Here is a 15835-nt window from a genome sequence, read left to right as displayed (position 1 = left end):
GTCTTGATCTGCCTCAATTACGGTAACGCGTGGCCATGACATCCAGACTCACGGGACGAATTTTGTGGGCTTGTCCGGCGCAACCAAAGGCTTCAAAACGGGCCTTCACAATGCCCGCTGCCGCCTTTTTGGCCGCCGCCAAGGCTTTGCGTGGATCGAACTCCGAAGGCTGCTGGGCAAACAACTGGCGCATGGCACCGGTCATGGCCAAGCGGATGTCGGTGTCGATGTTGACCTTGCGCACACCACTTTGGATGCCGCGCACGATCTCTTCAACCGGCACACCATAGGTTTCCTTGATGTCGCCACCGTATTGGCGAATGATCTGCAACCACTCTTGCGGCACACTGGAGCTGCCGTGCATCACCAGGTGCGTGTTGGGAATGGCGGCATGGATAGCAGCAATGCGGTCCATGGCCAGGATGTCGCCTGTGGGCGGACGCGTGAACTTGTAGGCACCGTGGCTCGTGCCAATGGCAATGGCCAGGGCGTCCACACCGGTTTGGGCCACAAAATCCTTGGCCTGCACGGGGTCGGTCAGCATCTGGTCATGGCTGAGTTTGCCCTCAGCACCCACACCGTCTTCCTCGCCAGCTTCGCCGGTTTCCAGCGAGCCCAGGCATCCCAATTCACCCTCAACCGACACGCCCACGGCATGGGCCATCTCGCAGACCTTTTGCGTCACGTCCACGTTGTACTCGTAGCTGGCGGGCGTCTTGGCATCGGCCATGAGCGAGCCGTCCATCATCACACTCGAAAAGCCAGAACGGATGGACTGCTGGCACTGCGCGGGCGTGGCGCCGTGGTCTTGGTGCAAAACCACCGGAATGTCAGGATGCGTCTCGATGGCGGCCAGCACCAGGTGGCGCAAATACGCCTCACCCGCGTATTTGCGGGCCCCGGCCGAAGCCTGCAAGATGACCGGGCTGTCGGTGGCTTGCGCCGCCTCCATGATGGCCTGCACCTGTTCGAGGTTGTTGACGTTGAAAGCGGGAATGCCGTAGCCGAATTCGGCCGCATGGTCGAGGACCTGGCGCAATGAAACCAATGCCATGAGGGGGCTCCTTGAAAAGTAAAAAATGACAAAGAGGTCAGTCCGCCGCTGCGCGTCGGCTCAGAATTTCGATGGCGGGCAAGGTCTTGCCTTCCAAGATTTCGAGGAACGCACCACCGCCTGTCGAGATGTAGCCCACCTGTTTTTCGATGCCGTATTTGGCAATCGCCGCCAGCGTGTCGCCGCCACCCGCGATGCTGAAGGCGTCGGACTCGGCAATCGCTTGAGCAATCACCTTGGTGCCGTTTTCGAAGGCCGCAAACTCGAACACCCCCACCGGGCCGTTCCACACAATGGTGCCTGCTTGCTTGAGCTGCGCGGCCAGCTTGGCAGCCGTCTCAGGGCCAATGTCCAAAATCATGTCGTCGTCGGCCACCTCAGTGGCTTTTTTGACGGTGGCCACCGCATCGGCAGCAAAGGTCTTGGCGGTCACCACATCGGTCGGGATCGGCACTTCCGCGCCCCGGGACTTCATGGCCTCGATCACGGCTTTGGCCTCATCCACCAAGTCGGCTTCGGCCAGGCTCTTGCCGATCTTCAGGCCCGCAGCCAGCATGAAGGTGTTGGCAATGCCGCCGCCCACGATGAGCTGGTCCACATTTTTCGACAGCCTTTTGAGGATGGTCAGCTTGGTGCTGACCTTGCTGCCCGCCACGATGGCCGCCAATGGGCGCTTCGGCGCGGCCAGGGCCTGCGTGATGGCATCGATCTCGGCAGCCAACAAGGGGCCTGCACAAGCAATCGGCGCAAACTGGGCGATGCCATAGGTCGTGCCTTCGGCGCGGTGCGCAGTGCCAAAGGCATCGTTCACATAGATGTCGCACAGCTGGGCCATTTGGCGGGCCAGCGCTTCGTTGTTCTTCTTTTCGCCTTTGTTGACGCGGCAGTTTTCGAGCAGCACCACTTGGCCGGGGGCCACCCTCACGCCGTCCACCCAATTGGCGACCAGCGGCACATCACGACCGAGCAACTCGCCCAAGCGCTTGGCGACGGGTGCGAGCGAATCTTCGGACTTGAACTCACCCTCGGTCGGACGCCCCAAGTGCGATGTCACCATCACGGCAGCGCCAGCGTCCAGCGCCATCTGGATGCAGGGCACGCTGGCGCGGATGCGGGTGTCTTCGGTGATGCTGCCGTCATCGGCTTGCGGCACGTTCAGGTCTGCGCGGATGAACACGCGACGATTTTCGGCAAAGCCGCTTTTGACCACATCGGCAAAACGCAAGACTTTCATCGCGCACCTCCTGCTTGGCCGGACACCACACGGGCCATTTCCAGGCACTTGTTGGAGTACCCCCATTCGTTGTCGTACCAGGCCATCAGCTTCACAAAGGTGCTGTCGAGCGCCATGCCGGCTTCGGCGTCGAACACGCTGGTGCAGACCTCACCCCGAAAATCAGTCGACACCACTTTGGCTTCGGTGTAACCCAACACGCGCTTCAAAGCCCCTTGGCTTTGCGCCTTCATTTCGGCGCAAATTTCGGCATAGGTGGCGGGCGAGGCCAACTCCACCGTCAAATCGACCAGCGACACATCGCTGGTGGGCACCCGCACCGACACGCCCGTGAGCTTGCCCTTGATCTCGGGAATCACCACACCCACGGCCTTGGCTGCGCCCGTGCTGCTGGGGATGATGTTTTCCAGAATACCGCGACCGCCACGCCAGTCTTTGTTGCTGGGGCCGTCCACGGTTTTTTGGGTGGCGGTGGCCGCGTGCACGGTGGTCATCAGGCCGCGCCGGATGCCCCATTTGTCATTGAGCACCTTGGCCAAAGGGGCCAATGCGTTGGTGGTGCAGCTGGCATTGCTGATGATGGCTTGGCCCGCATAGCTGGCGTGGTTCACGCCAAATACAAACATGGGCGTGTCGTCTTTGGACGGGGCCGAAATCACCACCTTTTGGGCGCCTGCTGCCAGGTGCTTGCCCGCGCCTTCTTTGTCGAGGAACAAGCCTGTGGCTTCGATCACCACGTCTGCGCCGACCTCGTTCCACTTCAGGTTGGCCGGGTCGCGCTCTTGTGTCAGGCGGATGCGTTTACCGTTCACGACCAAGGTATTGCCTTCAACGCTCACGTCACCGTCAAAACGGCCATGCACGCTGTCGTATTGCAGCATGTAGGCCAGGTACTCGGGCTCCAGCAGGTCATTGATGGCGACGATCTCGACGTCGTCAAAATTTTGCACCGCCGCACGGAACACCATGCGGCCAATGCGGCCAAAACCATTGATGCCAATTTTTGTGCTCATGTCAGTCTCTTTCATTCTTCAAACAGTGAATTTCGAATGTGCAGGCAGTGAGAATTCTGTAGGCGCTCGCCTTGTGGGCCATGGTTTAAAAGGCGTGTGCCTCGCCCATCGCCCACGGGGTGGGCTCCTACAAAATCACAGCAGTGCTGAAAAATCCTCGATCACGCGGTCGGGCGCACAGGCGTGCACCGACTCGCCCATGTTGTAGCCATAGGGCAGCAACCAGACCGGCACTCCCGCATTGCGGGCGGTGGCGGCGTCGATCGACGAATCCCCCACAAACAACGCTTGTGTGGCCTTCAGGTCCCAACGCTTCAAGCAGTCCACCACGCTGGTGGGGTCGGGTTTTTTGACCGGGAACGAGTCACCACTGACCACCACGTCGAAAGCCTCATGCAGACCGTGCACCCGCAGCACAGTGTCGGTGTAGCGGCCTTCCTTGTTGGTCACCACCGCGAGCTTGCAACCGCGCCCGCGCAACGCCGCGAGCACTTCGCGCACCTGCGGGTAAAGGTGGCTGCGTGTGCCGCAACGGGCTTGGTAGTAGCGGTCAAAGATCGGCAGCGCCTGCTTCAGGTCGGCCCCTTGCCGCACCGCGGCCACCGGGGTCTGGGTGACGCTGGCCAGCGCCTGGATAAGCAGCTCTTTGGTGCCGTGACCGATCCAGTCGTTGACTTGTTGCTGCGACACCTCGGGCCAATCGAAATAGCGCAAGGTGTCGTTCACCGCGTCGGCAATTTCGGGCGCGGTTTCGACCAAGGTGCCGTCGAGGTCAAAGAAATAGGCTTGTGGAGTTGGCATTTTTTGCTCTTTGCAAGGGGCTCGCGGCTCAGTTGTCGGAAGGCACGATGTGCTCGGGCAGGGCTTGGGCTTGGCGGTGGGTGTGGCGGTGCACCAGGGTGCGCACGGCTTCACACACACGCTCGCTGGTGATGCCAAAGTGCGCGTACAAAGCCGGGGCCGGGGCCGATTCGCCAAAGCTGGCGATGCCGATCACCATGCCCGTGCGGCCCACGTATTTGCGCCAGAAGTCGGGGTGAGCGGCTTCTACCGCCACGGTGGGCAAAGCCAGCGGCAAGACCATGTCCTGGTAGGCCTCACTTTGTCGGTCAAACACATTGGTGCAGGGCATGGACACCACCCGTGTGGCCACACCTTGCGTAGCCAGTTCGGCTTGCGCTTTCATGGCCAAAGAGGTCTCGGACCCTGTGGCCACGATGATGGCTTGGGCCCCTGGCATGTCGCTCAGGATGTAACCGCCCTGGCGCACCTTGGCCGCATCGGCGACGTCGGTCAGCAACTGCGGCAGGTTCTGGCGTGACAGCGCCAAGGCGCTCGGGCCGTCGCGGCGCTCCACCGCACAGGCCCAGGCCACGGCGGTTTCCAGGCCATCGGCGGGCCGCCACACATCCAGCCCCGGGATGATGCGCAAGCTGGGCACATGCTCCACGCTTTGGTGCGTGGGGCCGTCTTCGCCCAAGCCAATCGAGTCGTGCGTGAAGACATGGATCACGCGCTTTTTCATGAGCGCGGCCATGCGGATGGCGTTGCGCGAATAGTCCGAGAACGTGAGGAACGTGCCGCCATACGGGATGTAACCCCCATGCAGCGCCATGCCGTTCATGATGGCGGCCATGCCAAATTCGCGCACGCCATACGAGAGGTGGTTGCCCCAGGTGTCGCGGCCGGCTTTGGTGCAGGTCTTGAAGTTGGTCAGGTTGGAGCCCGTGAGGTCAGCGCTGCCGCCAAAAAACTCGGGCAACAAGGGAGCCAACACATCGAGCGCGTTCTGGCTGGCTTTGCGGGTGGCCACGGCATCGGGCTTGGCCACGATGACGGCCAGGGCTTTTTGCAAACCCTGGGCATAGGCTGCACCCAAATCGCCCTGCATGCGGCGCTCAAACTCAGCCGCCTCTTGCGGGTAGCGGCTTTGGTAGGCGGCAAAGCGCTCGCGCCATTGGCTCTCGGCCTTCGACCCAATCTCGCGGGCATCCCAAGCACTGGCCACATCGGCAGGCACTTCAAAGGGGGCATAGGGCCAGTTCAGCGCTTCGCGGGTGGCGGCAATTTCGGCAGCGCCCAGCGCTGCGCCATGCACATCGTGGGTACCCGCTTTGTTGGGTGAGCCCATGCCGATCACGGTTTGGCAGCAGATCAGTGTGGGTTTGCCATTGGGGCTGTGAGCTTGCGCCTTGGCTGCTTCGATGGCGGCGTTCACCGCTTGCGGGTCATGCCCGTCCACCTTGGCGATCACGTTCCAGCCATAGGCCTCAAAACGCTTGGGCGTGTCGTCGGTGAACCAGCCTTCCACATGACCGTCGATCGAGATGCCGTTGTCGTCGTACAGCGCCACCAGTTTGGACAATCGCAAGGTGCCCGCCAGCGAACAGGCCTCGTGGCTGATGCCTTCCATCAGGCAGCCATCGCCCAGGAACACATAGGTAATGTGGTCCACGATGTCCAGGCGCTGGCCGCCCTCCTCCCGGTTGAATTCATCGGCCAGCATTTTTTCGGCCAATGCCATGCCCACGCCGTTGGTGATGCCCTGGCCCAGTGGGCCGGTGGTGGTTTCCACACCCGGGGTGATGTCCACTTCAGGGTGGCCGGGGGTTTTGCTGTGCAGCTGGCGGAACCTCTTCAACTCGTCCAAGGCCAAGTCGTAGCCTGTCAGGTGCAGCAAGGCATAGATCAGCATCGAGCCGTGGCCGTTGGACAACACAAAACGGTCGCGGTCGGGCCACTGCGGGTTGAGCGGGTTGTGTTTCAGATGCCGGTTCCACAGCACTTCGGCGATGTCGGCCATGCCCATGGGGGCACCGGGGTGGCCAGACTTGGCCGCTTCGACGGCGTCAACGGCCAGCATGCGCACGGCGTTGGCCATGCGGCGGGCCATCTCGGGGGTGGGGTGGGCGGATGTGTTGATAGAGGTGTTCATGGGCTTGTTCCTCCGCTTCAAGCCTGGCCCAGAGCGCGTTTGCGGCGCTCCATCATTCGCCACACAAAGGGCGTGAAGATCAGTTGCATGGCGATTTCCATCTTGCCGCCGGGCACCACGATGGTGTTGGCACGGCTCATCCAGGAGTCGTTGATCATGTTGAGCAAGTAGGGAAAGTCGATGCCTTTGGGGTTGGCAAATCGGATCACCACCATACTCTCGTCGGCCGACGGAATGTCGCGCGAGATGAAGGGGTTGGAGGTGTCCACCATGGGCACGCGCTGGAAGTTCACATGCGTGTGGGCAAACTGCGGCACGATGTAGTTCACATAGTCGGGCATGCGGCGCAAGATGGTGTCGGTGACCGCCTCGGTGCTGTAGCCCCTCTGGTGCTTGTCGCGCCAGAGTTTCTGAATCCACTCCAAGTTGATGACGGGCACCACGCCAACGCGCAAGTCAGGGTATTGGGCGATGTTGTGTTCGGGCGTGACCACCGCGCCGTGCAGGCCTTCGTAAAACAGCATGTCGGTGTCCTGGGGCAAGGCTTCCCAAGGCGTGAAGGTGCCCGGTTCCTGGCTGTAAGGCGCGGCTTCTTCGGCGTTGTGCAGGTATTTGCGTGCCTGGCCCTGCCCCGTCTCACCATAGGTGCGAAACAGGTTTTCGATGTCCCCAAACAGGTTGTTGTCCGAACCAAAGTGGCTGAAGTTCTTGTTGCCTTCTTGCTCGGCTTGCGCCTGGCGCACCTTCATTTCCTTGCGGTCGAAGCGGTGAAAGCTGTCGCCTTCGATGATGGCCGCATTCACGCCTTCGCGGCGAAAGATGTTGGAAAACGTGCGTGTCACCGTCGAGGTGCCTGCGCCCGAAGAACCGGTGATGGCGATGATGGGGTGGCGTTCAGACATGGGAATCTCCTTGTAATTTTGTCAATGGTTTGGCGAACGGACTCGGCCGCTCAGTCGCGAAACAGGCTGCGCTCGGCAAACAGCGGGGCAAAGCTGTCTTGCTTGGGCGGTTCGGCGTGGTAGCGCTCGATGCGCTCGACCTCGTTTTTGGAGCCAAACACCAGGCCAATGCGCTGGTGCAAGCTGGTGGGCTTCACGCTCAGCATGGGCACCTGGCCCGTGCTGGCACGGCCCCCGGCTTGCTCCATGATGAAGCCGACCGGGTTGGCCTCGTAGAGCAAGCGCAGGCGGCCGGGTTTGCTGGGGTCTTTGGTGTCGCGGGGGTACATGAACACGCCGCCGCGCATCAAAATGCGATGCGCTTCGGCCACCATGGAGGCGATCCAGCGCATGTTGAAGTCCTTGCCACGCGGGCCGGTTTTGCCGGCCAGGCATTCGTCCACATAGCGCTTGACCGGGGCTTCCCAAAAGCGGCTGTTGGAGGCGTTGATGGCGAATTCCTGGGTGTCTTCGGGCACGCGCAACTCGGGGTGGGTCAGCATGAACTCACCCATCACCGGGTCGAGTGTGAAACCGGCCACGCCATTGCCCACGCTCAGCACCAGCATGGTGGTGGGGCCATACAGGGCGTAGCCAGCGGCCACTTGCTTTGTTCCGGGCTGAAAGAAATCGGCCTCGGTCAAGGGCCCGCCTTCTGCGGTGGCGTCAGGCGCACGCAGCACACTGAAAATGCTGCCCACCGACACGTTCACGTCGATGTTGCTGGAGCCATCCAGCGGGTCAAACACCAGCAGGTATTTGCCACGGGGGTGTTGCGGCGGAATGTCATAAGGCAAATCCATCTCTTCAGAGGCCATGCCCGCCAAATGGCCACCCCATTCGTTCATGCGAATGAACAACTCGTTGCTCACCACGTCGAGCTTTTTCTGGGTCTCGCCTTGCACGTTGATGCTGCCGCCTGCATCGGCCGCATGGTTGCCGTACATGTCGGCCAAAGCCCCATAAGCCACCGATTTGGCAATGGCTTTGCAGGCCATGGCCACATCCAAAATCAAGGCGTTGAAGTCACCACTGGCATCGGGAAAACGGCGACGCTCTTCGATCAGGTACTGCGTCAGGGTGGGCGTGGTGCGGGGGCTCAAGGACATGGGGCAAACACTCTCTGAAGTTTTAAAAATTCGGGAATTCGGCAATGCTGAATTTGGCTCAAGCCACAGCGGCTTGCTTGAGGGCTTGCATCACCCCCCGGTAGCCCCCATCGGCATCGGGCGCACCGAACACGGCGCTGCCTGCCACGCAGGTGTCGGCACCGGCCGCCACGATCTGCGCGATGTTGTCGGTCTTCACGCCGCCGTCCACCTCCAGCACGATGGACTGGCCACCCCGGGTCACATGGGTGTTGATGCGCTGGCGGGCCGCTTGCAGTTTGGGCAAGGTCGAGGGGATGAATTTCTGGCCGCCAAAACCAGGGTTCACGCTCATGAGCAAGACCACGTCCAGGCGGTCCATCACATGGTCCATCCACTCCAGCGGCGTGGCGGGGTTGAACACCAGGCCCGCTTTGCAACCGTGGTCGCGGATCATTTGCAAAGTACGGTCCACATGGCGGCTGGCTTCGGGGTGAAAGGTGATGATGTTGGCCCCAGCTTTGGCGAACAAAGGCACCAGCGCATCGACCGGCTCGACCATCAAATGCACATCGATCGGGATCTGGACATGCGGGCGGATCGCCTCGCACACCAGCGGGCCAATGGTGAGGTTGGGCACGTAATGGTTGTCCATCACGTCAAAGTGCACCCAGTCCGCGCCTGCGGCTTCAATGGCGCGGACCTCTTCGCCCAAACGGGCAAAGTCGGCGGACAAGATGGAGGGGGCGATGCGGACGGTGCTCATGCGGTGACCTTGAAAGCGGTGTGGTGCCATTCACGCAACTGCGCCAGCCCTACGCCCTGCAGACTGGGGCAGATGCGCAATGCGCCTTTGAAATCGTGCTCGGCAGTGAAATCATTGGGGGTGATGACCGTGGGCAAACCTGCGGCCATGGCGGCACGCAGGCCGTTCTCGGAATCCTCAAACGCCAGGCAATGCTCGGGTGCCAAACCCAAGCGCGAGAGGGTTTGCTGGTAAACCATCGGGTCGGGTTTTTTCCGCGGCGCGGTCGAGGCGTCCTCGATCACCGAAAAATTCAGTTTCCAGTCCGGGCCGATGGCTTGGCGCAGCAAGGCTGCGATGTTGACAGGCGAGGTGGTGGTGGCAATGGCCAGCTTGAGCCCCGCCGCACTGGCGGCCGACAGCAGCGCCAGCACCCCTGGGCGCATCTGCACAGCGCCGTCTTGCACGGCTTGCTCGTAAGCGGCGGTCTTGATCTCGTGCAGATGGTCAATGGTCTCCTGCATGCCCGCGCCCGTGATGTCCTTGGGCTGGGTCTCCTGCGTTTGCCAATACGCCTTGATGCGCTCTTTGCCGCCCGACACCGCCAACAAGCGGGTGTACAGCGGCACATCCCAGCGCCAGTCCAGCCCCATCTCGGCAAAGGCGTGGTTGAACGCCGCCAAGTGGGCCATTTCGGTGTCGGCCAAGGTGCCGTCAACATCAAAGATCAGTGCTTGGAGCATGGGGTGGAGCCCTTCGTGAGGAATAAGGGCTCCACTTTAAAAAGGTCTGAGGCTCAGGACAATTCAATATTGGCAATCGATTAATTAAGTAAAACCTGAATCTCCATCTCATGACGACTTGATTCGCCTTCAGTATCCGATTTCAAACGGTTCAACCCTCAAAAACCCAGATCACAACAAGCGGAAAAAAAGCATGATTTGGGATTCGTCACATGACATAAAGCAAACCGCCACAGGGTTGCTGCGGTCATCATTTGCCCTGATTGAACAACCCCTTATGGATGAAACCTTGCCATGAAAAAAACCCTCGCTCTCGTCACCGCCTTCAGCCTGATGGGTGCTGCCCAAGCTGAAGACCTGTTTGTCAACATCCACAGCGGCCAAGCCATGGCCCAAGGCGCTGGCCTGGTGCTGGCTGGCCAGGCATTGGAGCAAAAAGCCCAAGTGCGCGTATTGCTGTGCGATGCCGCTGGCGACATCGCCTTGGTCGGCAAAGAAATGCCTACGCTCAAGCCCCGCAACGTCACGCCACAGCAGATGCTTCAAGGCCTGATCAAAAGCGGTGCCAAAGTGGAGGTCTGCGCCTTGTACCTGCCCAATACTGGCAAACAGGCCAGCGACCTGATCCCCGGTGTGACGCCGGCCAAACCTGCTGACGTGGCCGCCCACCTGCTCAAGCCCAACGTGAAAACGCTGGGCTTCTGATTCCTCTGATCAAAACGGATCCAAACGCCTGGCCCTCATCGACCAAGCGTTTTTTTATGCCACTTGCAGCCCCGCCAGGGCCATCACCGCCTGGTGGTGCGTCAGGAACACCTGACCACTCAACTCCGCCAGCAAATGGCTGCGCTGCAAACGGTCGTGCACGGGGCCTTTGACCTCGGACAGGTGCAGCTGCACACCTGAAGCCTGCAAGCGGGCGTTGATGGTTTCCAGGCTTTCGAGTGCGCTGGCGTCAATGTCGTTGACCGCCGAGCATTGCAGCACCACATGCCGCACACCTGGCCGCACAGCCACCTGGGCCGCGATGGTGTCTTCAAGGAAACGGGCGTTGGCAAAGTACAGGCTTTCGTCCACGCGCAGACCCAAAATGCCCGGCTGCTCCAGCACGGCGTGACGCAGCACATTGCGGTAATGCTCGGTGCCCGGCACCTGCCCCACCACCGCGATGTGCGGGCGGCTGGTGCGGTACAGCAGCAACAGCACCGAGGCGCTCACGCCCGCGATCAACCCGGCCTCCACACCCACCGCCAAGGTCAGGCCAAAGGTCAGCAACAAGGCAATGAAATCGGCCTTGGCGTAATGCCAGGTGCGGGCAAACACCCTGACATCGACCAAGGTGAGCACGGCCACCATGATGGTGGCGGCCAAGGTGGCTTGGGGCAAATGAAAGAGCCAAGGCGTCAAGAACAAAGCCGCCAGCGCCAGCCCCACAGCGGTGTAAATGCCTGCGGCAGGCGTGCGTGCACCCGCATCAAAATTGACCACCGAGCGCGAAAACCCGCCCGTGACCGGAAAACCGCCGGAGAGGCCCGCACCCAAATTGCTCAGGCCCAGCGCTCGCAGCTCGGCGACGGGGTCGATGCGTTCGCGGCGCTTGGCCGCCAAGGACTGGCCCACCGACACCGACTCCACAAAGCCCACCAAGGAAATCAACAAAGCAGGCACCCACAAAGCCTGGGCCAGCGCCCATGGGGCGGCCCACCCACCTGTCGCCGAAGCACCTGATGACACACCCGGCAGCGTGAGCGGCGGCAAGCCTTGCGGCACCGTGCCCACCACCCGCACGCCCTGCTCGGCCAACTGCCACACGGCTGACAAGGCAATGCTCAAGAGCAGCACCACCACCGGGGCCGCCTTGGCCGCCAAATCGGCCGCGCCCACAGACACCCCCAAGCGCTTGAGCCCGGGCTTGAGCTGACGGCGCACCAGCAGCAGCAAAGCCAAAGCGCCCAGCCCCATCGCAGTGGTGGGCACATGCAGACTGGGCAAGTTGTGCCACAGCTGCGGCAGCAGCTGCAAGAGGTTCTCGCCATGCAGGGGCACACCCAACAAATGTTTGAGCTGGCTGGCCGCGATCAGCAAACCCGACGCCGAGACAAAGCCCGAGATGACCGGGTGGCTCAAAAAGTTGGCCAAAAAGCCCAACCGAGCCGCGCCCATCACCAGCATGATGGCCCCGCTGAGCAGCGCCAACATCAAAGCCGCCTCGGTGTACGCCACGCTGCCTTGCGCCGCCACCGCGCCCACACTGGCCGCCGTCATGAGCGAGGTCACCGCCGCAGGCCCCACGGCCAAAGTGCCGCTGCTGCCCATCAAGGCGTACAGCACCAAGGGGGCCATGCTGGCGTACAAACCCGCCTGTGCAGGCAAGCCTGCCAACAGCGCATAAGCCAGGCTTTGCGGGATCAGCATCAGCGTCACCACCAAAGCGGCCACACCATCGGCCGTCAACAACGAACGGTTGTAGCGCCGCCCCCAATCCAGAATGGGAAACCAGCGCTGCAGTGCGGTGGGTATGGACACGGCGTTCATGTTTCAAGCCTTTGAACGAAACAAGGGGCCCACAAAAAAGGCACCAAAGGGCACAAAGGCTGCGATCGTCAGCAAGGGCACGGCATGCGCACGCAAATGCCCTTTCCAGGCATAAAACAAGACCATCAGCACATAGGCCACAAAGGCCGCGCCGTGGATCGGGCCCATGAGGCTCACCGCCTCGGGCATGTCGGCCAAACGCTTGAGCGGCACGGCCACCAGCATCAAGAGCAGCAAGGTGGCGCCTTCGGCCCAGGAAGCCACGCGCAAAGGACGCAAGACCGCTTTCACAGCGCGTCCACCGGAATCTTCAGGTAACGCTGGCCATTGTCTTCGGGCGGCGGCATTTGACCTGCACGCATGTTCACCTGCACCGAAGGCAAGATCAACACGGGCATGGACAAAGTGGCATCGCGCTTTTCGCGCATGGCCACAAACTCGGCCTCACTCACGCCTTGGTGCACATGCACATTGGCCTTTTTTTGCTCGGCCACGGTGGTCACGCATTGGGGCTGGCGGGTCTCGGGCGGGTAGTCGTGGCACAAGAACAGCTCGGTGTTGTCCGGCAAGCTGAGCACTTTCTGGATCGACTGGAACAACACGCTGGCACTGCCCCCAGGAAAGTCGCAGCGCGCCGTGCCGTAGTCGGGCATGAACAAGGTGTCGCCCACAAAGGCCACCTGCCGCGCAGGATCGACACTGGCATCTGTGACCACATAGGTCATGCACGCCGGGGTATGGCCGGGGGTGTGCAGGGCCTGGGCCTGCAAAGCACCAATCTCGAAGGTCTCGCCATCGCCCAGCAAACGGTCGAACTGGCTGCCGTCGCGGGCAAATTCGGTGCCCGCGTTGAACAGCTTGCCAAACACGTTTTGCACCGTGGTGATGTGCGAACCAATGGCCAATTGGCCGCCCAGCTGCTTTTGCAAATAGGGCGCTGCCGACAAATGGTCGGCGTGCACATGCGTCTCCAAAATCCACAACACACGCAGGTCCAGCGCCTTCACACGCGCCACCAATTTGTCGGCGCTGACGGTGTGGGTGCGGCCCGACTTGGGGTCGTAATCCAGCACGCTGTCGATCAAGGCGCACTGCCGGGTGCTCAGGTCGGCCAGGATGTGGCTGAAGGTGAACGTGGCCGGATCAAAAAACGATTCGATGTGCATGTGGGCTGAACTCATGGTGACTTCCTTGGCAGTGGAACAACAAAGGTCCTTGGCACCCCTTGCCGCTGTGCGGCAAGGGGGCAAGCCTTCAACTTAGAGGGACTTGGTCGAGAAATACCAGTCCTTCATGGCGTAACCCTCGCCTTTGCGCTTGGCAATGGCTTCGGGGGTTTTGGGTGGTGGCACGATCACATCGCAACCGGGCGTCCAGCCCTCAGGGGTGGCGATCTTATTGGCATCGCTGGTCTGCATGGCTTGCAACAAACGCACAAACTCTTCGATCGAGCGGCCGTTGCTCATGGGGTAGTACACCATGGCGCGCAGCTTGCCTTCGGGGTCAATGAAGAAGGTGGCACGCACGGCCTGGGTGTCGGCAGCGCCGGGGTGGATCATGCCGTAGGCTTGGGCCACTTCCATCTTGATGTCGTCGATGATGGGGAAGGGAATCTCCACACCAAAGTTGTTCTGAATGCTTTGCATCCAGGCCAAGTGCGAGTAGATGCTGTCGATCGACAAGCCGAGCAATTCGCAGTTCATGCTCTTGAACAACTCGGCACGCTTGGCAAAACCGATGAATTCGGTGGTGCACACAGGCGTGAAGTCGGCAGGGTGCGAGAACAAGATGAGCCACTTGCCTTTGTAATCGGCGAGGCTTCGGGGGCCGTGGGTGGTGTTGGCGCTGAAGGCGGGAGCGGCTTCGTTGATGAGGGGCATGGACATGGTGCGTTTCCTTTGAGGTTGACTATCGGTTTTAGAAATCGAGAGATTTATTCAATCGACAGGGTCAACTGTACATACCCCTGAAGGTATTGGGCATGAGTTATCGCAATGAATGGCATAGTGACAATTGCGGTCGTGAAATCGACAAAATTGATCCATCGCAAGCCCTCAAGGTCTTGGCCATGTATATCCACCCCTCAATGCTTGGCTGGCCCTGCGGCTTTGGCCGCCGCGTCAAAACCGCCTTTGGCCTGCCACTCTGTCATGCCGCCTTGCAAGATGCGCACGTTCTCCCAGCCCGCCACGCGCAGCGCAAAACCGGCCTGGGCCGACAGCGACCCGGTGTTGCAATAAATGAGCACAGGCTTGTTTTTGGGGATGGTGTTGCGCTTGGCCAGCACCTGTCGCCAGTCCATGTTGACCGCGCCAGGAATGTGCCCCTTGGCAAATTGCGCCGGGTCACGCGCATCGATCACCACCATCTTGGGCCACTCGTCTTTGGGAATTTGCTCGGCAAAAATCACCCCGCCACCGTAGTCCACAAACTCCAGATACGCCTCCATCTCGTCGGTGGCAATGGCTTTGTTGTCGGCGTGGGCAACACCTCCAAAGCTCAGTGCAGTGGTGGTCAAGAGGGCCATGCCCCAGTGTGTGAACGTCATGTGTAACTCCTTGGATATAAGCTTTGAATGATATTTGAAATTGAATGATTGCAGCTCGCTATGTCACCGTGGGTGATTGGGATCCATCGTCAATGTCCATTCGCGACGATTGATCGCGTAACCCGTCACTTTGCCCCGAAACGGCATAAGCAGCATGCCCGGCAAACGCGACACTTCCTTGGGGTCTGTGTGGCTGCGGATGCCGATGGTCATGCCCACCTGTCCCGCCCGTGGCTCGGCTTGGTAGGTGCCAAACATTCGGTCCCACCAAGTCAAGTTGAAGCCGAAGTTGCTGTTGCTCTCGTCGTCTTCCACCGAATGGTGCACACGGTGCATGTCGGGCGTCACCAGAAACCAGCGCAAGACCTGATCTAGCGATGCCGGCAGGCGCAAGTTGCCATGGTTGAACATGGCGCAAGCACTGAGCAAAACCTCAAACACGACAACGGCTACAACTGGCGCACCCAGCAGGACGATGGCCGCAAACTTGATGCCCATGGACAACAAAATCTCGATCGGATGAAATCGCGCCCCGGTTGTGAGGTCGTAATCCAGGTCTGCGTGGTGCACCCGGTGCAAGCGCCACAGCACCGGCACAGCGTGCACCATGACGTGCTGCAGCCAAACCACAAAATCCAGCGCAACAACAGCCATCGGCACCGCCAGCCAAAATGGCACCTCGAAATTGTTCAAAAGACCCCAACCTCGCTCAGCACCCAAAGCGGCCATGCCCACCGCAGCGGTTGGAAACACCAGGCGCACGAGGACAGTATTGATCACAACAATACCCAAATTCGCAGTCCAGCGTTGTTGTCGCGCGAGCTTGAGCACCCGCCGCGGTGCGGCCAACTCCCAAAGGGCAACGATCACGAAGACTCCCACAAAAAAACCCAAACGGATCTGTGGCTCGTAGGCAAGGATCAACTGTTCAAAATTCATGGCGTTCTCACAAGTTTTGCAATGTCGATACAGATTCAACAACTGAACTTGGATTGATCG

General features: G+C 60.7%; 16 protein-coding genes. 1 reads left to right on the top strand and 15 read right to left on the bottom strand.

Going from position 1 to position 15835, the window contains the following annotated elements:
• Positions 1–13: 13 nt before the first annotated feature.
• The 9 genes from fba to B9Z48_RS01930 all read right to left on the bottom strand — a co-directional run bounded on the left by fba (position 14) and on the right by B9Z48_RS01930 (position 9753).
• Entirely contained in the window at positions 14–1054 is a 1041-nt protein-coding gene (gene fba / locus B9Z48_RS01970) for a class II fructose-bisphosphate aldolase (RefSeq protein ID WP_108376969.1), read from the bottom strand.
• Between the two features lie 37 nt (positions 1055–1091).
• The gene (locus tag B9Z48_RS01965; protein ID WP_108376968.1) at positions 1092–2288 is read right to left on the bottom strand and encodes a phosphoglycerate kinase; all 1197 of its coding nucleotides are present in this window, start codon (positions 2286–2288) and stop codon (positions 1092–1094) included.
• Complete coding sequence (gene gap / locus B9Z48_RS01960) at positions 2285–3301, bottom strand: type I glyceraldehyde-3-phosphate dehydrogenase (RefSeq protein ID WP_108377181.1); 1017 nt, start codon at positions 3299–3301, stop codon at positions 2285–2287. Before gap ends, B9Z48_RS01965 begins: the two co-directional genes overlap by 4 nt.
• A gap of 135 nt (positions 3302–3436) precedes the next feature.
• Entirely contained in the window at positions 3437–4102 is a 666-nt protein-coding gene (gph, locus tag B9Z48_RS01955) for a phosphoglycolate phosphatase (RefSeq protein WP_089953586.1), read from the bottom strand.
• Between the two features lie 28 nt (positions 4103–4130).
• Positions 4131–6236 carry a transketolase gene (gene tkt / locus B9Z48_RS01950; RefSeq protein ID WP_233260993.1) on the bottom strand — a complete coding sequence of 702 codons (2106 nt, stop codon included), beginning with the start codon at positions 6234–6236 and terminating at the stop codon, positions 4131–4133.
• 17 nt (positions 6237–6253) lie between these two features.
• The gene (locus B9Z48_RS01945; RefSeq protein ID WP_108376967.1) at positions 6254–7138 is read right to left on the bottom strand and encodes a phosphoribulokinase; all 885 of its coding nucleotides are present in this window, start codon (positions 7136–7138) and stop codon (positions 6254–6256) included.
• Positions 7139–7188: 50 nt separating this feature from the next.
• Positions 7189–8286, bottom strand: a complete 1098-nt coding sequence (locus B9Z48_RS01940) for a class 1 fructose-bisphosphatase (protein ID WP_108376966.1) — start codon at positions 8284–8286, stop codon at positions 7189–7191.
• 58 nt (positions 8287–8344) lie between these two features.
• Positions 8345–9031 (bottom strand): ribulose-phosphate 3-epimerase, encoded by a 687-nt coding sequence (gene rpe / locus B9Z48_RS01935; protein ID WP_108376965.1) that lies wholly within the window; start codon positions 9029–9031, stop codon positions 8345–8347.
• Positions 9028–9753, bottom strand: a complete 726-nt coding sequence (locus tag B9Z48_RS01930) for an HAD-IA family hydrolase (RefSeq protein ID WP_108376964.1) — start codon at positions 9751–9753, stop codon at positions 9028–9030. The genes rpe and B9Z48_RS01930 overlap by 4 nt, the downstream gene beginning before the upstream one ends.
• Positions 9754–10047: 294 nt before the next feature.
• Here B9Z48_RS01930 and B9Z48_RS01925 point away from each other — a divergent pair, with 294 nt between their 5' ends.
• Positions 10048–10458 carry a hypothetical protein gene (locus B9Z48_RS01925; protein WP_108376963.1) on the top strand — a complete coding sequence of 137 codons (411 nt, stop codon included), beginning with the start codon at positions 10048–10050 and terminating at the stop codon, positions 10456–10458.
• A gap of 54 nt (positions 10459–10512) precedes the next feature.
• On the opposite strand, the gene B9Z48_RS01920 is transcribed toward B9Z48_RS01925, so the two are convergent.
• From B9Z48_RS01920 to B9Z48_RS01895, 6 genes are all read right to left on the bottom strand, one after another.
• Positions 10513–12288 carry a SulP family inorganic anion transporter gene (locus tag B9Z48_RS01920; RefSeq protein ID WP_108376962.1) on the bottom strand — a complete coding sequence of 592 codons (1776 nt, stop codon included), beginning with the start codon at positions 12286–12288 and terminating at the stop codon, positions 10513–10515.
• A 3-nt stretch (positions 12289–12291) separates the two neighbouring features.
• Positions 12292–12579 carry a DUF3817 domain-containing protein gene (locus B9Z48_RS01915; protein WP_199233435.1) on the bottom strand — a complete coding sequence of 96 codons (288 nt, stop codon included), beginning with the start codon at positions 12577–12579 and terminating at the stop codon, positions 12292–12294.
• Positions 12576–13469: an MBL fold metallo-hydrolase gene (locus B9Z48_RS01910; protein ID WP_233260992.1), complete on the bottom strand. Its 894-nt coding sequence runs from the start codon at positions 13467–13469 to the stop codon at positions 12576–12578. Before B9Z48_RS01910 ends, B9Z48_RS01915 begins: the two co-directional genes overlap by 4 nt.
• A gap of 78 nt (positions 13470–13547) precedes the next feature.
• Positions 13548–14174, bottom strand: a complete 627-nt coding sequence (locus B9Z48_RS01905) for a peroxiredoxin (RefSeq protein ID WP_062402895.1) — start codon at positions 14172–14174, stop codon at positions 13548–13550.
• A 197-nt stretch (positions 14175–14371) separates the two neighbouring features.
• Entirely contained in the window at positions 14372–14836 is a 465-nt protein-coding gene (locus B9Z48_RS01900; protein ID WP_233260991.1) for a rhodanese-like domain-containing protein, read from the bottom strand.
• 63 nt (positions 14837–14899) lie between these two features.
• Positions 14900–15775 carry a sterol desaturase family protein gene (locus B9Z48_RS01895; RefSeq protein ID WP_108376961.1) on the bottom strand — a complete coding sequence of 292 codons (876 nt, stop codon included), beginning with the start codon at positions 15773–15775 and terminating at the stop codon, positions 14900–14902.
• Positions 15776–15835: the final 60 nt, after the last annotated feature.

The organism is Limnohabitans sp. WS1, assembly GCF_003063265.1.
In the GTDB taxonomy this organism is placed as follows: domain Bacteria; phylum Pseudomonadota; class Gammaproteobacteria; order Burkholderiales; family Burkholderiaceae_C; genus Limnohabitans_A.
This window is presented reverse-complemented; position numbering and strand designations above follow the sequence as displayed.

Excerpts from the sequence above, each read along its gene's own strand:
- gap (WP_108377181.1), bottom strand. The coding sequence starts at position 3,301 with ATGAGCACAAAAATTGGCATCAATGGTTTTGGCCGCATTGGCCGCATG.
- gph (WP_089953586.1), bottom strand. The coding sequence starts at position 4,102 with ATGCCAACTCCACAAGCCTATTTCTTTGACCTCGACGGCACCTTGGTC.
- B9Z48_RS01945 (WP_108376967.1), bottom strand. The coding sequence starts at position 7,138 with ATGTCTGAACGCCACCCCATCATCGCCATCACCGGTTCTTCGGGCGCA.
- tkt (WP_233260993.1), bottom strand. The coding sequence starts at position 6,236 with ATGAACACCTCTATCAACACATCCGCCCACCCCACCCCCGAGATGGCC.
- B9Z48_RS01920 (WP_108376962.1), bottom strand. The coding sequence starts at position 12,288 with ATGAACGCCGTGTCCATACCCACCGCACTGCAGCGCTGGTTTCCCATT.
- B9Z48_RS01910 (WP_233260992.1), bottom strand. The coding sequence starts at position 13,469 with ATGAGTTCAGCCCACATGCACATCGAATCGTTTTTTGATCCGGCCACG.
- rpe (WP_108376965.1), bottom strand. The coding sequence starts at position 9,031 with ATGAGCACCGTCCGCATCGCCCCCTCCATCTTGTCCGCCGACTTTGCC.
- fba (WP_108376969.1), bottom strand. The coding sequence starts at position 1,054 with ATGGCATTGGTTTCATTGCGCCAGGTCCTCGACCATGCGGCCGAATTC.
- B9Z48_RS01965 (WP_108376968.1), bottom strand. The coding sequence starts at position 2,288 with ATGAAAGTCTTGCGTTTTGCCGATGTGGTCAAAAGCGGCTTTGCCGAA.
- B9Z48_RS01895 (WP_108376961.1), bottom strand. The coding sequence starts at position 15,775 with ATGAATTTTGAACAGTTGATCCTTGCCTACGAGCCACAGATCCGTTTG.
- B9Z48_RS01905 (WP_062402895.1), bottom strand. The coding sequence starts at position 14,174 with ATGTCCATGCCCCTCATCAACGAAGCCGCTCCCGCCTTCAGCGCCAAC.
- B9Z48_RS01900 (WP_233260991.1), bottom strand. The coding sequence starts at position 14,836 with ATGACGTTCACACACTGGGGCATGGCCCTCTTGACCACCACTGCACTG.
- B9Z48_RS01940 (WP_108376966.1), bottom strand. The coding sequence starts at position 8,286 with ATGTCCTTGAGCCCCCGCACCACGCCCACCCTGACGCAGTACCTGATC.
- B9Z48_RS01930 (WP_108376964.1), bottom strand. The coding sequence starts at position 9,753 with ATGCTCCAAGCACTGATCTTTGATGTTGACGGCACCTTGGCCGACACC.
- B9Z48_RS01925 (WP_108376963.1), top strand. The coding sequence starts at position 10,048 with ATGAAAAAAACCCTCGCTCTCGTCACCGCCTTCAGCCTGATGGGTGCT.